The organism is Roseibium hamelinense (genome assembly GCF_007830545.1).
GTDB classification, from domain to species: domain Bacteria; phylum Pseudomonadota; class Alphaproteobacteria; order Rhizobiales; family Stappiaceae; genus Roseibium; species Roseibium hamelinense.
In genome coordinates, this window is record NZ_VLLF01000001.1 from 612,924 (window position 1) to 626,966 (window position 14,043).

At 58.4% G+C, this 14,043-nt stretch carries 11 protein-coding genes and 1 tRNA gene; 3 read left to right on the forward strand and 9 right to left on the reverse strand.

What is annotated here, in order from left to right:
* Positions 1-232 precede the first annotated feature (232 nt).
* Positions 233-1,258 carry a tetratricopeptide repeat protein gene (locus tag JM93_RS02940; RefSeq protein ID WP_145340551.1) on the forward strand — a complete coding sequence of 342 codons (1,026 nt, stop codon included), beginning with the start codon at positions 233-235 and terminating at the stop codon, positions 1,256-1,258.
* Between the two features lie 20 nt (positions 1,259-1,278).
* On the opposite strand, the gene JM93_RS02945 is transcribed toward JM93_RS02940, so the two are convergent.
* The 4 genes from JM93_RS02945 to JM93_RS22055 form a co-directional block, all read right to left on the reverse strand.
* Complete coding sequence (locus JM93_RS02945; protein WP_145340552.1) at positions 1,279-2,583, reverse strand: RsmB/NOP family class I SAM-dependent RNA methyltransferase; 1,305 nt, start codon at positions 2,581-2,583, stop codon at positions 1,279-1,281.
* Between the two features lie 42 nt (positions 2,584-2,625).
* A complete protein-coding gene (gene guaB / locus JM93_RS02950) occupies positions 2,626-4,128 on the reverse strand; it encodes an IMP dehydrogenase (protein WP_145340553.1) in 1,503 nt (500 codons plus the stop codon).
* A gap of 187 nt (positions 4,129-4,315) precedes the next feature.
* Positions 4,316-5,050 carry an RlmE family RNA methyltransferase gene (locus JM93_RS02955; RefSeq protein WP_145340554.1) on the reverse strand — a complete coding sequence of 245 codons (735 nt, stop codon included), beginning with the start codon at positions 5,048-5,050 and terminating at the stop codon, positions 4,316-4,318.
* On the reverse strand, positions 5,047-6,837 hold the full coding sequence (locus JM93_RS22055; protein WP_244300743.1) for a Ppx/GppA phosphatase family protein: 1,791 nt from the start codon (positions 6,835-6,837) through the stop codon (positions 5,047-5,049). The genes JM93_RS02955 and JM93_RS22055 overlap by 4 nt, the downstream gene beginning before the upstream one ends.
* Positions 6,838-7,094: 257 nt before the next feature.
* Here JM93_RS22055 and JM93_RS02965 point away from each other — a divergent pair.
* Positions 7,095-7,168: transfer RNA gene (locus tag JM93_RS02965), tRNA-Gln, on the forward strand.
* A 32-nt stretch (positions 7,169-7,200) separates the two neighbouring features.
* Here JM93_RS02965 and rfbA read toward each other — a convergent pair.
* The 4 genes from rfbA to rfbC form a co-directional block, all read right to left on the reverse strand.
* Positions 7,201-8,073, reverse strand: a complete 873-nt coding sequence (gene rfbA, locus JM93_RS02970) for a glucose-1-phosphate thymidylyltransferase RfbA (RefSeq protein WP_145340555.1) — start codon at positions 8,071-8,073, stop codon at positions 7,201-7,203.
* 25 nt (positions 8,074-8,098) lie between these two features.
* Positions 8,099-8,989 (reverse strand): dTDP-4-dehydrorhamnose reductase, encoded by an 891-nt coding sequence (gene rfbD / locus JM93_RS02975; RefSeq protein WP_145340556.1) that lies wholly within the window; start codon positions 8,987-8,989, stop codon positions 8,099-8,101.
* Positions 8,986-10,059 carry a dTDP-glucose 4,6-dehydratase gene (rfbB, locus tag JM93_RS02980; RefSeq protein ID WP_145340557.1) on the reverse strand — a complete coding sequence of 358 codons (1,074 nt, stop codon included), beginning with the start codon at positions 10,057-10,059 and terminating at the stop codon, positions 8,986-8,988. The genes rfbD and rfbB overlap by 4 nt, the downstream gene beginning before the upstream one ends.
* Positions 10,060-10,173: 114 nt before the next feature.
* The gene (gene rfbC, locus JM93_RS02985) at positions 10,174-10,749 is read right to left on the reverse strand and encodes a dTDP-4-dehydrorhamnose 3,5-epimerase (RefSeq protein WP_145340558.1); all 576 of its coding nucleotides are present in this window, start codon (positions 10,747-10,749) and stop codon (positions 10,174-10,176) included.
* A 282-nt stretch (positions 10,750-11,031) separates the two neighbouring features.
* On the opposite strand from rfbC, the gene JM93_RS02990 reads away from it, so the two are divergent.
* Complete coding sequence (locus JM93_RS02990) at positions 11,032-12,786, forward strand: ABC transporter permease (RefSeq protein WP_208994886.1); 1,755 nt, start codon at positions 11,032-11,034, stop codon at positions 12,784-12,786.
* A gap of 89 nt (positions 12,787-12,875) precedes the next feature.
* Here the strand turns inward: JM93_RS02990 and JM93_RS02995 are convergent, their stop codons facing one another.
* Positions 12,876-13,907, reverse strand: a complete 1,032-nt coding sequence (locus tag JM93_RS02995; RefSeq protein ID WP_145340559.1) for a Fe(3+) ABC transporter substrate-binding protein — start codon at positions 13,905-13,907, stop codon at positions 12,876-12,878.
* Positions 13,908-14,043 lie beyond the last annotated feature (136 nt).

Genomic DNA, 14,043 nt, shown 5'->3' on the forward strand with positions numbered 1-14,043 from the left:
CTTTTATCTGCCTTTTCGGCGAAATTGAACCGAAAAAACCTTCTTTTGGCTGGTGGTCCACTCCCAGCGAATTTCTGTTGCCGAAACTCCGGGCAGCTTGTGCGATCAACAGGAAAATCAGCCCTCCGTCTTCCTTAACTCCTGAGCCTCGCCCACCATTGGACGCAAGCATTGTCGGCAAGCAAAACGATTCGCCGGCCGCACCGCCCATCGCGGCGAAAGGACCTTTGGAATGACTTCTGCTGCCAGAATGGCTTTCGAGCGCGCCATCGCTCACGAAACCAAGGGGGAAGACGACAAAGCGCTGGCAGCTTATCTAAGCGCGCTCGAACTTGCGCCCGAGGACACGGAAATCGCCTATCGCACTGCAGTCTCATTGCTCCGCTCGGGTTTTCTCGACGAAGCGGTGTCGCAGCTGCGCCGGATCGTGTTCGCCGATCCCGAGCATGTTTCCGCCCGTGCAAGTCTTGGAAACTGCCAGCTGCTGATGGAAGACTATGAAACCGCCGAGACCAATTTTCTGGAAGTACTGAAAGCGGCGCCGGACAATAGAAACGCGCTTTATGGACTCGCGAGTGTCTATTTGAAAACCGGGCGTGCCCAAGATGCGGAAAAACCGGCTGCGCATCTGGTTGAAATCATGCCGGGCTCTGCGCCCGCATTGAGCCTTTATGCAGCTTCCAAAGCGCATGACCCGCAGGCCTCCGCGGCCGTTGCGGCGTTTCGCAAGGCTCTCCAGATCGATCCGGACTACCGCCCGGCCCTGCTTGGTCTTTCGCATGTGCTCAAACGTAGGCAGCGGATCGACGAGGCCATAGACCTGGCCGATCGCGCCATTGCCCTCAAGCCGAAGGAAATGGACGGGCTGCTCGCCCGAGGCGACGCCCTTCAGACCGCGGGCCGGCTGGAAGAAGCACGCCAGGATTTTGTTGAAGCGCTCAATCTCGACGAAAAAAACAACGAGCTGAAGGTGCGGATCAGCGTTATCAGCCGGAAACTGGGCGAACACGGCATCGCCCTCGCCTTTGCAAATGACGCCTATGACGACAACCCGGCTGCAATCGGCGCCGGCAATGCGCTCGGCGCGGCTCTTGCCGCCCTGTCCCGTCCCAAAGACGCGCAGGCCGTGCTCACGAGTGTCGCAGCAAACAAACCCTTGCCAGAGGATTTGAGACAGCGGATCGGCGATCTTATTGTAAAACTGACCGGCGAGCGCGACTCGCCGGATAACGCCAACGATTTGGCCGCATCGACCTGATCAGCTGAGCCTTCAAATCGCTATTGCGATTTCTCCAAGATCGAGACGAAAAACCCGTCGGTATTGGTCGAAGCCGGAGACAGGGTTATGTCGCCGCGCGCGGTAGCGTATGCCGGCAGCTCCACCGCTGCCGAACCGCCGCCCGCGCACTCCTGCCACCTTGCAGCAGCGGAAACAGATAAGAAGTCCTGGTATTTCTCCAAGAACCAGCTGACTTGTCCGGTATTTTCAAGCGGCAGAACCGAACAGGTCGCATACACAAGGCGGCCACCGGGTTTTACATATTGCGCGGCTCGATCCAGAACGTTGCGCTGGTCGACAATCCGGTCCTCCAGAGCCTTATCCGACAGGCGCCATTTGCTGTCCGGCCGGCGCCGCCAGACACCGGTGCCGGTGCATGGGGCATCAATGAACACCAGATCCATCTCGCCGATCAGATCGTCCAGCGAGGAACTGGCCGGATCGCGCACCTGGATGTTCCGGGCGCCGGCACGCTTCAATCGCTCATGGATCGGCGCCAAACGCAGTCGGTCCGCATCAAAGGCGTAAATTTGGCCCTTGTTTTCCATTGCGGCCGCCAATGCGAGAGTCTTGCCACCGCCACCGGCGCAAAAATCCAAAACCTGGTCGCCTGGTTTGGCACCTGCCAGCAAAGCAGCCATCTGACTGGCCTCGTCCTGCAGTTCAAACCAGCCCTTTTGATAGGCTTCTTCCGCCTGAACATGCGGCATTCGCAAGGCACCGGGCGTGGGATAAATTCGAAGACCTGCCGGTGACCAGGGGCACGGAACCGCATTGACATGCGCCAGACGTTTCAACAGCCGTTCACGGTCGTATTTGAGTGTGTTCACACGCAAGTCGATCGGCGCACGTGCAGCCAGAGCTTGTCCTTCTGCAACAGCCCTGTCTCCAAAAGCATCTTCAAAATGCGGCCAAAGCCAGTCCGGAACATCCGCTGCAGCTGCTCCGTCTATTTCGACACCTTGAGCCTCTGTCAGCGCTGACAGCTCTGCCTCTGAAGGTGTTTCGGGTGCATGCCGATCATCGCCGACAACAGCGAGGAGCTGTTCGGCGCCTTTTTCCCAGCTAAGAACATAGGTTCCGAAAACAAGCATGCGCGCCGTGTCGGACTTCAGACGCCCCGAGAGACTTGCTTTATGCCGGAGCGCATCAAAGACCAGGTTGCCAATTGCCGTACGGTCACCGGATCCGGCAAACCGGTGTGAATTGCCCCAGTCTTTGAGCGCCGCCTGAACGGGCCGGTGGCGCGTTTCGATTTCCTCAAGAATCTCAATCGCCGCCTGAAGGCGTCCACCATCTTTCATGAAATACTCCGCTGATCCGGATCAAGCCGGGCAGCTCATGTGTCAAACGTTTGAAGGGTAGTTCGGGCTTTCGCGCGTGATTGTCACATCATGCGCGTGGCTCTCACGCAACCCCGCGCCGGAAATGCGGACAAAACGGGCTTTTTCCTGGAAGTCATTGATGTTTTTTCCGCCGACATATCCCATGGCAGCCCGCAATCCGCCAGCCAACTGGTGCAAAACGCTGGACAATTGACCCTTATACGGCACCTGACCTTCAATGCCTTCCGGCACGAGTTTGAGGCTGTCGCGCACTTCGGCCTGGAAGTAGCGGTCGGCCGAGCCACGCGCCATTGCGCCGACCGACCCCATACCGCGGTAGGATTTGTAGGACCGGCCCTGGTGAAGATATACCTCGCCCGGGCTTTCTTCCGTGCCCGCCAGCAAGGATCCGACCATCACGGCCGATGCGCCTGCAGCAATCGCCTTGGCAAGATCGCCTGAAAACTTGATTCCGCCATCGGCTATGACTGGAATGTCCTGCTTCTGCGCTTCAGCAACAGATTCCATGATCGCGCTCAGTTGCGGCATACCCACACCCGCAACGATACGGGTGGTGCAGATTGATCCGGGGCCAATGCCAACCTTTATGGCATCCGCGCCTGCATCGATGAGCGCTTTTGTGGCTTCGCCGGTTGCAACGTTTCCAGCCAGAACCTGAACAGAATTCGACAATTGCTTGACCTTGGCAACCATCTCCAGAACGCGGCTGGAATGGCCATGGGCTGTATCGACAACAACCAGATCCACACCCGCATCCACGAGGCGCTCGGCGCGTTCCATACCTTCATCACCAACACTGGTGGCAGCAGCAACACGCAAGCGGCCCTGATCGTCCTTCGAGGCGTTCGGATTCAGCTGGGCCTTTTCCATGTCCTTGACGGTAATCAGTCCGATACACTTTCCGTCAGCGTCAGTGACCAGCAATTTCTCGATACGGTGATGGTGAAGCAGGCGCTTTGCTTCTTCCTGGCTGACACTTTCTGAGACCGTGACGAGACTTTCGTGGGTCATCAGCTCGCGGACTTTCTGATCAGGTCTTGATGCGAACCGCACATCCCGGTTGGTCAAGATACCAACGAGCTTGCCTGTGATTTGACCGCCGGTGCCGCCGTTTTCGACCACCGGCACACCCGAGATCCCGTAATGCTTCATCAAGTCCAAGGCTTCCTGAAGCGTCGCATCCGGGCCGATTACCAGCGGATTGACAACCATGCCGGATTCGAACTTCTTGACCTTGCGCACCTCTTCAGCCTGCTGATCAAGCGACAAATTGCGGTGGACGACACCAATGCCGCCCGCCTGGGCCATGGCGATGGCCAGACGGCCTTCTGTGACCGTATCCATCGCCGAAGAGAGGATCGGTATGTTCAGCTCAAGGCTCTTGGTCACCTTTGTGCGCAAATCCGTTTGCGCGGGCATGACCTCTGAATGGCCGGGCAGGAGCAGCACATCATCAAATGTGAGCGCTTCACCACCAGTGGACGGAACGAAAAACGAGGCCATGCCAATTCCCCTTGGAATAAAAATAAGGTCCGGGACGCAGAACCGAGTCGGGGTTTTGCGTCGCATCGAGTCGCTTCGGCTGTGCCGGAGAAGTTGGCGCGGGTAAATAACATGCAGGTGACAGGATGAAAAGTCCTGTTTCAAAACCAGGTGCCGCAGCTCTCAACTTCGCCGCGGCGCCGGCAGGTCATCCAAGGTCATCATCCATCTGATGAGGACCATCTGTTTCGGCCCGTCCGCGAAACCCCTTGGCAATGACATACAACTCCGGGCTTTCTTTACGGCTGGCCGGCGGCTTTATGTGCGCAACGGTTTTAAAATCGCTTTTGAGGGCCCGCAGGAGCTCGTTTTCCGTTCCGCCTCTAAACACCTTGGCCAGAAACGCTCCGCCTGGCACCAGATTCTGACGGGCAAAATCGATCGCCACCTCAAACAAATGGGTGGTGCGCAAATGGTCCGTCTGGCGGTGCCCAGTGGTCGGCGCGGCCATATCGGACAGGACAAGATCCGGCCCCTGCCCGCCGAGCGCCTCAATCAGAGCATCCGGCGCGTCATCATCCAGAAAGTCCTTTTTCAGGAAGGCGACGCCGGGAATGTGGTCCATATCAAGATAGTCAATGCCAACCACCTTGGGCGCTTCCGGTTTCGATTTTACCTTGTCGACAGCAACCTGGCACCAGCCCCCCGGAGCCGCCCCGAGGTCCACCACACGGTAGCCCGGTTTGAGCAGGTTGTACTTGTCGTCGATCTCCAGAAGCTTGTAGGCAGCCCGTGAGCGGTAGCCGTCGATCTTTGCCCTGCGCACATAGGGATCGTTCAGCTGCCGTTGCAGCCAGCGGGTCGATGATTCCCGGCGCCGCGCGGCAGTCTTGACCTTGACGCTCATGCCGCGGTCGCCGGTACCCTTTTTCGATCGGCTCATGGTTTGCCCCGATATCGGCCACGTTCGCGGCCTGTGTGTTTTCGCCGCCGGGACCAGACCCCATCGGCGGACATCAATTCTGTCAAAATTCCCTCACGCAGCCCTCTGTCGGCAACCCTCAGGCGCGAACAGGTCCACCGGCGGCGGATGGCCTCCAGGATTGCGCAGCCCGCAAGAACGAGATCAGCGCGGTCTGCCCCGATGCACGGATTCTCGACGCGCTCTTCGTAAGGCATGTCCCGGAGGCGATCAATCATGGAGCCCACTTGCGTGTCATCGAGCCACGCGCCATCCACACGCCGCCGGTCGTAGCGTTTCAGACCGAAATGAACACCGGCCAGCGTTGTCACCGTTCCGGAGGTTCCCAGCATGTGCACGGCGCCGCCGGAGATTGCCGCGCTCAAGTCGTTGCCAAGGGAGAAGTCTTGCAGGTGGGCGCTCACATCATCGACCATCGCCTCAAACACGTCGGGCGTGACATGCACACCGCCATGCCGTTCTGCCAGATTGACCACCCCGACCGGCAAGGATGCCCAGGACCGGATAAACCGCGTGAGCGCATAACCGCGCGCACCGCACCGGTTGCGCAGGTCAAGCCAGACGATTTCCGAAGAACCGCCCCCAATATCAAACAGGATGACGCCGTCCGCATCGCGGTCCACCAGAGATACGCAGCCCGCGACGGCAAGCCGGGCTTCGGTTTCGCGGTTGACCACTTCCAGATCCAGACCGGTCTCGTTCCTCACCCGGTCAATGAATTCTGTGCCATTTTCGGCAGCCCGGCAGGCTTCTGTGGCAATAAGACGGGATCGTTCGACGCCGCGGTCAACCAGTTTGCGCTGACAATTGGCCAGCGCTTCAACCGCCCGGTCCATCGCAGCGTCGCTCAAACGCCTGTTCGCACCGACGCCTTCGCCCAGCCGGACGATCCTTGAGTAAGCATCGACAACCCGAAATCCGCGCTCTTCGGGCCGCGCAATCAACAGCCGGCAGTTGTTGGTGCCAAGATCAAGTGCTGCATAGAGCGGTCTATCAGGCGTGCTGACGCGGTGACGCATATAAGGCGCCACACCGGCCCGTTCCGCAGGCTGACGCAAGGGGTCAGACCCGCTGCGCGAGACTGCGCCGTCGGGCCGGCCATTCAGACCGGTGCCGTTGGACAGCGTGCCGTTGGACAGCGTGTCGCCGTCCGCAGAAGCATCACAAACCTCGGACCGCCGGTGCCCCAGCGGCCCCTGTCCCGCCGCATTTTGCGGTTTCGCATCGCTGCTGGGTGAACCCGGTGACAGACCCGGGCCTGGTCCGGCAGGCACCGCCCGATTGCGGCCTTCTGACCGTCCGCCCCGCCGTTTGCGTTTTCGACCGCGCCGAGTGTCCTGCCGTTCGTTTTGCAGCTTGTCCGGCGCACTGGCGGGAGTTGCGGCTTCTGCATTGTCTGCAGCGCCGGCCGCATGACCTGTGAGTTTTTTAGCGCCCGGCCGCCGCCGGGCTCCGTTGGCACCAGGGCGCGGCGCACCCGGCTTGCCGGGTTCGCTTTTCCCATCCGCTGCGCGATGCCCATGCCGGGGCTCACGTCCGCTCAAAGGGTCGTTTTGCAGACCGGAAGCGTCAGTTGCTCCCTCTTGGGCACCGCCACCCGCCTTCGCGGCGTGTTCCGCCCGTGCCTTGGCGCGGCGCTTGCGCCGCCGCCGTTTTGATCTGCCGCGCTCGGAAAGAGCGCTTCCCTTGTCGGACGTGTCAGCGGCTCCACGCCCATTTTCGGGCGGCTCCTGACCTGACTCAGTCACTGTTTTACCTTTCAGCCCAGCTGTTTAGCGCGAAAGCTTAACACTGCGCGTATCATGTGTTGGCAAAACTGTAACAGGTTGCTCGGCGCACGGAAAGAACTGGTTTAGCTGCACCTGCAAACAAGCACCTGACCTGGCGCTTGTGCCAGGCTTGCCAACCTGTTTTCAGCAGGCGAAAAAAATGGTGTGTGGCTGTTGCATATTCGAGCAGCTTGGATGTATACGACCCTCTCATTCAGGCGCGCCCTGCGCCCGCTTGGGGAATAGGTTAACGGTAGACCCGCGGACTCTGACTCCGTTAGTCCTGGTTCGAATCCAGGTTCCCCAGCCAAACGTCCTTTTTCATATTTTGCAGCCGGGCGTTTAGCCACGGCTGGCCAGCAATTGCATGAGATATTCGCCGTAGCCGTTTTTCTTCATCGGCTCCGCCAGGGCTTCAAGCTCGGCACTGCCGATCCATCCATTGTCAAACGCGATTTCTTCCGGAACCGAGATGCGCAGGCCCTGCCGTTTTTCAATGGTTTGAACATAATTCGATGCTTCAACCAGGCTGTCATGCGTACCGGTGTCAAACCATGCAAAGCCGCGGCCCAGCTGTTGGACCGTCAGCTGCCCGGCCACCAGATAGTGGTTGTTGACATCGGTGATCTCAAGCTCACCCCGCGCACTCGGCTTAATTGACCCGGCAATATCAACAACCTGATTATCGTAAAAGTAGATCCCGGTCACCGCCCAATTTGATTTCGGCGTGCTTGGTTTTTCTTCTATGGAAACGGCCCGGCCTCCTCTTTCGAATTCGACCACGCCATACCGTTCCGGCTCCCGCACATGATATCCAAAAACGGTGGCGCCATGTGACTGTGCCGCAGCCTGGCGCAGCTTCTGCGTCAGGCCGTGGCCGTAAAAGATGTTGTCTCCCAACACCAGTGCGCAGCTGTCATCGCCGATGAACTGCCGGCCAATCAAGAATGCCTGCGCAAGCCCGTCCGGGCTCGGCTGCACCGCATATTGCAGGTCCAATCCCCATTGCGACCCGTCCTGCAACAATGCCCGGAAATTTGACTGATCATTCGGCGTTGTGATGACCAGAATATCGCGTATCCCGGCAAGCATCAGACAGGACAACGGATAATAGATCATAGGCTTGTCATAGACGGGCAAAAGCTGTTTCGATATGGCCCGCGTAATGGGATGAAGCCGGGTCCCGCTCCCACCGGCCAGAATAATGCCCTTCATATTCCATTCCCTCAATTGTCTGATGTCAGGGCTTCAAACAGCCGTCCAGCATTCTCGCTAGACTCTCTTCCCAACGCGGCATTCGATATCCATAAGTGTGAGCAAACCGGCTGCAATCCAGCACAGAATTTGCCGGCCTTGGCGCAGCCGCCGGATACTCGGCACTTGAGATCTTGTTCAAGACACGGGGAACCTGAAACCCTCTCGCACGTGCGTGGCGAAAAATAGCCTCGGCGAACCCATGCCAACTTGTTTGTCCGTCCCCTGCACAGTGAAATGTCCCGAAGAACTCTCTGTCCTCTGCACGGTGATGCCGTTTTCCTGCTGCAGCAAACACCGCTCCGGCAAGATCGCCGGCCCATGTCGGGCAGCCGACCTGATCTGCGACAACGGACACTTCCTCCCGTTCAGTGGCCAGGCGGAGCATCGTCTTGACGAAATTGTTCCCGTCAAGTCCGTACACCCATGAGGTTCTCAAAATGATATGCCGGTCAAGATGCCGGCGTATCGCCTGTTCGCCAGCTTCTTTGCTGCGTCCATAAACACCAAGCGGAGCAACTTCGTCCGACTCGGTATACGCTCCGGTCTTCTTTCCATCAAACACATAGTCCGTCGACAAGTGCACGAGAACTGCACCTTGGCGGGCACAGGCTTCAGCCAGATAACCGGGCCCTTCCGCATTGACCGCAAGAGCCTTTTCGGGTTCGCTTTCAGCCCGGTCCACAGCCGTGTAAGCCGCTGCATTCACCACCACATCCGGTTTTAAACGCAGAACGCTGTCTTCGACGGCCTGTTGATTGGTGATATCAAGATCGGACCTCGTAAGCGCGGTCGCTGCAAGCCCCTGTTCGGATGCGCCCCGCACAAGTTGGCGGCCGACCTGACCGTTCGCCCCGAGAACAAGCATACCCGTCATTGCAGCGCCTCAGACCGGCGGGAGGTCGACAGCCCAAGGCGTTGACCGCGGTACGAACCATCCAGGATGGCTTGCCACCAGCCATGGTTCTTCAGATACCAATCGACGGTGGCTTCCAGTCCGGCATCAAACGTGGTGTCCGGTGCCCAGCCCAGTTCCGAGCGGATCTTGGAAATATCCATCGCGTACCTGGCATCGTGTCCCGGACGGTCTTCAACAAAGGTAATAAGCTCATTGCGGCTGGTTTTTGCCGGTGCGCGCGTGTCCAACAACCGGCAGATCTGCCGCACCACATCGAGATTTGTTTTTTCGGCCTCTCCGCCGATGTTGTAGGTCTCGCCAGCACGGCCGCGTTCGAACACGGTCCACAACGCCTTGGCATGATCTTCCACAAACAGCCAGTCGCGGATATTGGCTCCATTGCCGTAGACCGGCAGCGGTTTTCCGGAGTATCCGTTCAAGATCATCAAGGGTATGAGCTTTTCCGGGAACTGGAAGGGACCGTAATTGTTGCTGCAATTGGTTGTGATAACCGGCAGCCCGTAGGTGTGGTGCCACGCCCGGACCAAATGATCAGAGGATGCTTTGGACGCGGAATAGGGTGAATTGGGCTGGTAGGGAGTGTCCTCCCGGAACAGGCCCTTTGGCCCCAATGTCCCGTAGACTTCGTCGGTCGACACGTGAAGAAACCGGAATCTATCCTTCTGGACAGCCGGCAAACCCGACCAATAGGCACGGCAAGCCTCGAGCAACGCATATGTCCCAACCACGTTGGTCGAAATAAAATCCGCCGGACCATCGATTGAGCGGTCAACGTGGCTTTCAGCAGCCAAGTGCAACACGCCGTCAGGCTTTTCGATGTCCAGCAGGGATGACATCTTCTTCTCATCGCGGATGTCAGCATGGACGAATTTGTGCAACGGCGATGCCAAAACCGGTTCGAGCGAAGACAGGTTTCCCGCGTAGGTCAGCGCATCGACTGTCACCACCGAGTGGTGTTGTTCTTTCACCAAATAACGAACAACAGCAGATCCAATGAAACCGGCTCCGCCTGTGACAACAACCTTCATGCCTCATCAGCTCCGCATTTGACGGACAGGCCTGTTCCCGTCTGGAACGGGCGGCGCCCGAAAGGGAAAAGCCGATGCCCGTTTCCAATGTGACGAAGGCGTGTGGGTGTCTGGCTAGGAAATGCTGTTGAGAACAAGCGGAAGGTCCTTTTCAGGGTCAAACTGGAAAAACTGCGGAAGATCCTTAAGTCGGGGATGCGTGCGGTCCTTGTCGGACAAATGCGCATCAGCTTCGGCAACGCCCCAATCAATGCCAAGATCGGGATCGTTCCACAAAAGGCCTTTGTCGTGGTCCGGCGCGTAGTTTGCCGACACCTTGTAGAGCACCTCAGTCTCCGGCTCCAAGGTAATCAAGCCATGGGCAAACCCGGCTGGCACCAATATCTGACGCCAGTTGTCTGCCGAGATCGTGGCGCAAACATGCTGACCATAGGTCGGTGATCCACACCGAATATCAACCGCCACATCGAGAATTGCACCGCGGGTCACACGGACCAGCTTGTGTTGCGCAAAAGGCGGCGTCTGGAAGTGCAAACCCCGCACCGTATGTTTGGCCGCAGAAAACGCATGATTGTCCTGAACGAAATCAATGGACACTCCCGCTGCTTCAAGCTGGCTTTTTTTATAAGTCTCGGAAAAGAAACCGCGCGCGTCGCCGTGCTTTTTCGGGATTACAATAAAGGGATTCACATCATTTCCCGGTCTGAAGCCTGTCTCGTGTTCCCGGCCATTCCTAAACGCATGACAGCATTTGGCAAGATCGGCCAAGGTAAATCTGTGTGCGACCAGCCCGTCCCGCCCGGCGGTCGCCCGGGTTCTCTGCAAAAATGTGCTGGCGGCTTGCTCGTAGAAAGCGACGGGTTTGTCTTGACGGGCGGCGCGGGGTTTGCGATTTACCGACAAAACTTGAGAAAATGATGTAGGTTTCGGTCAAGCTGCGACAGAACCGGAGCAAACCTGACAGGCCAGAGCATGGTTCGCTCTGGCGCTTTGACACTTGAGGGCATTCCCCTGACCGACGTTGCAAATGTGTACCGCTCCGGGGCACCAAAAATCCGTCCGACCCGGAAAACCGGCGATACCCCATTCTTGAAATACGGCGCCTATCTGGCTGCCGGCCTGTGTCTTTTGCCCATGGTCGCCGTCGCGCTTGCGGCTGCAACCGGCTCCCTGGAAACCTTGCGCCACCTCGCCGACACCGTCCTGATGCGCTACACGATTACAACCGTGCAGCTGGTTGTGCTGGTTGCGGTCATGACGACCGTTATCGGTGTCGGCGCGGCCTGGCTCGTGACCATGACGCGGTTTCCAGGTGTTCGGGTGTTCGAGGTGGCGCTCGCCCTTCCCTTCGCGTTTCCCGCTTACGTGATGGCCTATGCTTATACCGATTTCCTGGATCACCCGGGCGCTGTTCAGACCGCGCTTCGCGATCTGACCGGTTGGGGACCGCGCGATTACTGGTTTCCCGAGGTCCGCAGCACGGGCGGAGCGGCGCTTATGCTGGCGCTTGTTTTGTACCCTTATGTCTATCTGCTCGCCCGTGCGGCTTTCATGCAGGAGTCGGCCACCGCAACGCTTGCCGCCAGGTCCATGGGACGCAATGCCTGGGGCGCATTTTGGAGCGTTTCGCTGCCCATGGCGCGGCCCGCGATTGCCGGAGGTGTGCTCTTGGCGGTCATGGAAACAATCGCCGATTTTGGGACGGTGAGCTATTTCGGCGTTCAGACATTCGCAACAGGCATCTATACGAGCTGGTTTTCGCTTGCTGACCGGGGCGGCGCCGCGCAGCTGGCTCTTTGTCTTTTGGTTTTTGCTCTGTTTTTGGCCGTGTTGGAGCGGGTACAGCGCGGAAAAGCGCAAAACCACGACGCCGGAAAGCGGTTCGAGCGGTGTCCTCCCGTACCGTTGAAAGGATGGGCCCGTTTTGGCGCAATTCTGTTTTGCGCTGCCCCTGTGCTGTTCGGTTTCGTCCTGCCGCTGGTGCTTCTGTTCACGATGGGCCTCCGGTCAGAGCAAGACCTGTTTTCCGCGCGATATATCGGCTTCATCACGAATTCGGTGACGCTTGCCGGCGTCGCCGCAGTGGTCACCGTAGTTGGAGCACTGCTGATTTCCTTTAACCAGCGTCTGCATGCCGGCAAACGCGCCACCTGGGCCGCCCACACCGCACGGATCGGATATGCGGTTCCCGGTGGTGTCATCGCGGTGGGGCTTCTGGTGCCGTTTGCCTTCTTTGACAATTGGGTGGACGCGCTCGCCCGTACCTATTTCGGCATCTCCACCGGACTGATCTTCACCGGAACCATCACGGTTCTCGTCATGGCATATACGGTGCGGTTCATGGCCGCTGCACTCAATTCTCTCGAGGGCGGCATGACCACCATCAAACCGAGCGTCGATGCTGTCTCCCGCACCCTCGGGCAATCTCCGATGAAAATGTTATGGCGGGTGCATCTCCCGCTCTTGAGACCAAGCCTGCTGACGGCTCTTTTGATCGTGTTTGTCGATGTCATGAAAGAACTTCCGGCGACGTTGATCATGCGGCCGTTCAATTTCGATACGCTTGCTGTTCAAGCGCACCGGCTGGCGGCGGACGAGCGGCTTTCGGGAGCTGCCGTTCCGTCTCTGGTCATTGTCGCGATCGGCCTGTTGCCGGTGTTTCTTGTGTGCCGCAATCTTGCCCGCCCGCATTCGTCAACTAGCCGCTCGTCCGGCACCGGCGCGTAGGCGATCACACCAATTTGCCACCGAACCAAAAAGCCTCCCGATGTTTCCACCGGGAGGCATGTAAGGCCGCCTTGCACGAGCCGGAACAGTTACTTCCAATTGACCTCGTTGAGGATCTTCTGGGCTGCCGGGATGTTTGCGGCAATCGCGGACGCATCCACGTCGTCCGGCTTGAAGAAGCCGAGTTGCGCAACCGACGGGCTGATTGCAACACCGGGAGCTGCCGGATACTCGTCATTGCCCGCTGAGAAGTACTGCTGGGCCTGGTCGGAAGCCAGATACTCCAGGAACTTGATGGCGTTTTCCTTGTTTGGCGCATGGGCTGCAACACCGCCGCCAGACAGGTTCATGTGGGCGCCAATGCCATCCTGGTTCGGAAACACCCAACCAATCTGGTCAATGCTGTCGGAAACACCGTCAACCGGCTTGCGAATGGCGCGGGCAAAATAATAGGTGTTCGACATGGCAATGTCGCACTCGCCGGAGACGATCCCGCGCAGCTGGTCGGTGTCGCCGCCTTGCGGATCCCGCGCGAAGTTGCCGACGACGGCGGCGGCCCAATCACGGACCTCTTCTTCGCCCATGTGCTCAATCAACGCTGCCGTGATTGTCTGTGTGTAGACGTTCGAGGACGAGCGGATGCAGATTTGGCCTTCATATTTTGGATCAGCCAGATCCTGATAGGTCATCGGCGGCTCGGCGACGTCGTTTTTGTCATAAAACAGGATCCGGGCGCGCTGGGAAAAGCCAAACCATTGATTGTCATCGTCGCGCACATAGTCGGGAAGACGTGCTTCAAGAACATCTGACTCAATCGGTTGCAGGACGCCAGCCTCTTTGGCTCGCTCAAGACGGGATGTATCGACGGTCAGCAGAACATCGGCCGGGCTGTTCACGCCTTCAGCCTGCATGCGGGCAATAAGCTCGTCGGCATTTCCTTCGATCCGGTTGATCTTGATGCCGGTCGCCTCTTCGAAGTCGGAATAAAGGCGTTCATCGGTATCGTAGTGGCGGGACGAATACAGATTGACTTCGCCATTTGCCAAGGCCGCGGATGACGCCGACAGCAGCAGCGCAGCAACAAGGCCGGCGCTTGCAAAGGCGGTACGGGTATTCGGCATATATTTCTCCCTTTGAGTTTAAAACGGGTGGCCAAACCTGACCCAAACATTCCACTAAAGGATCCAGCGCCTGCGTCAAGGAAAATCGGAGAAAATACCTCAGGTTTCCATGGATCGCAGCCAAATGACCCTAAAC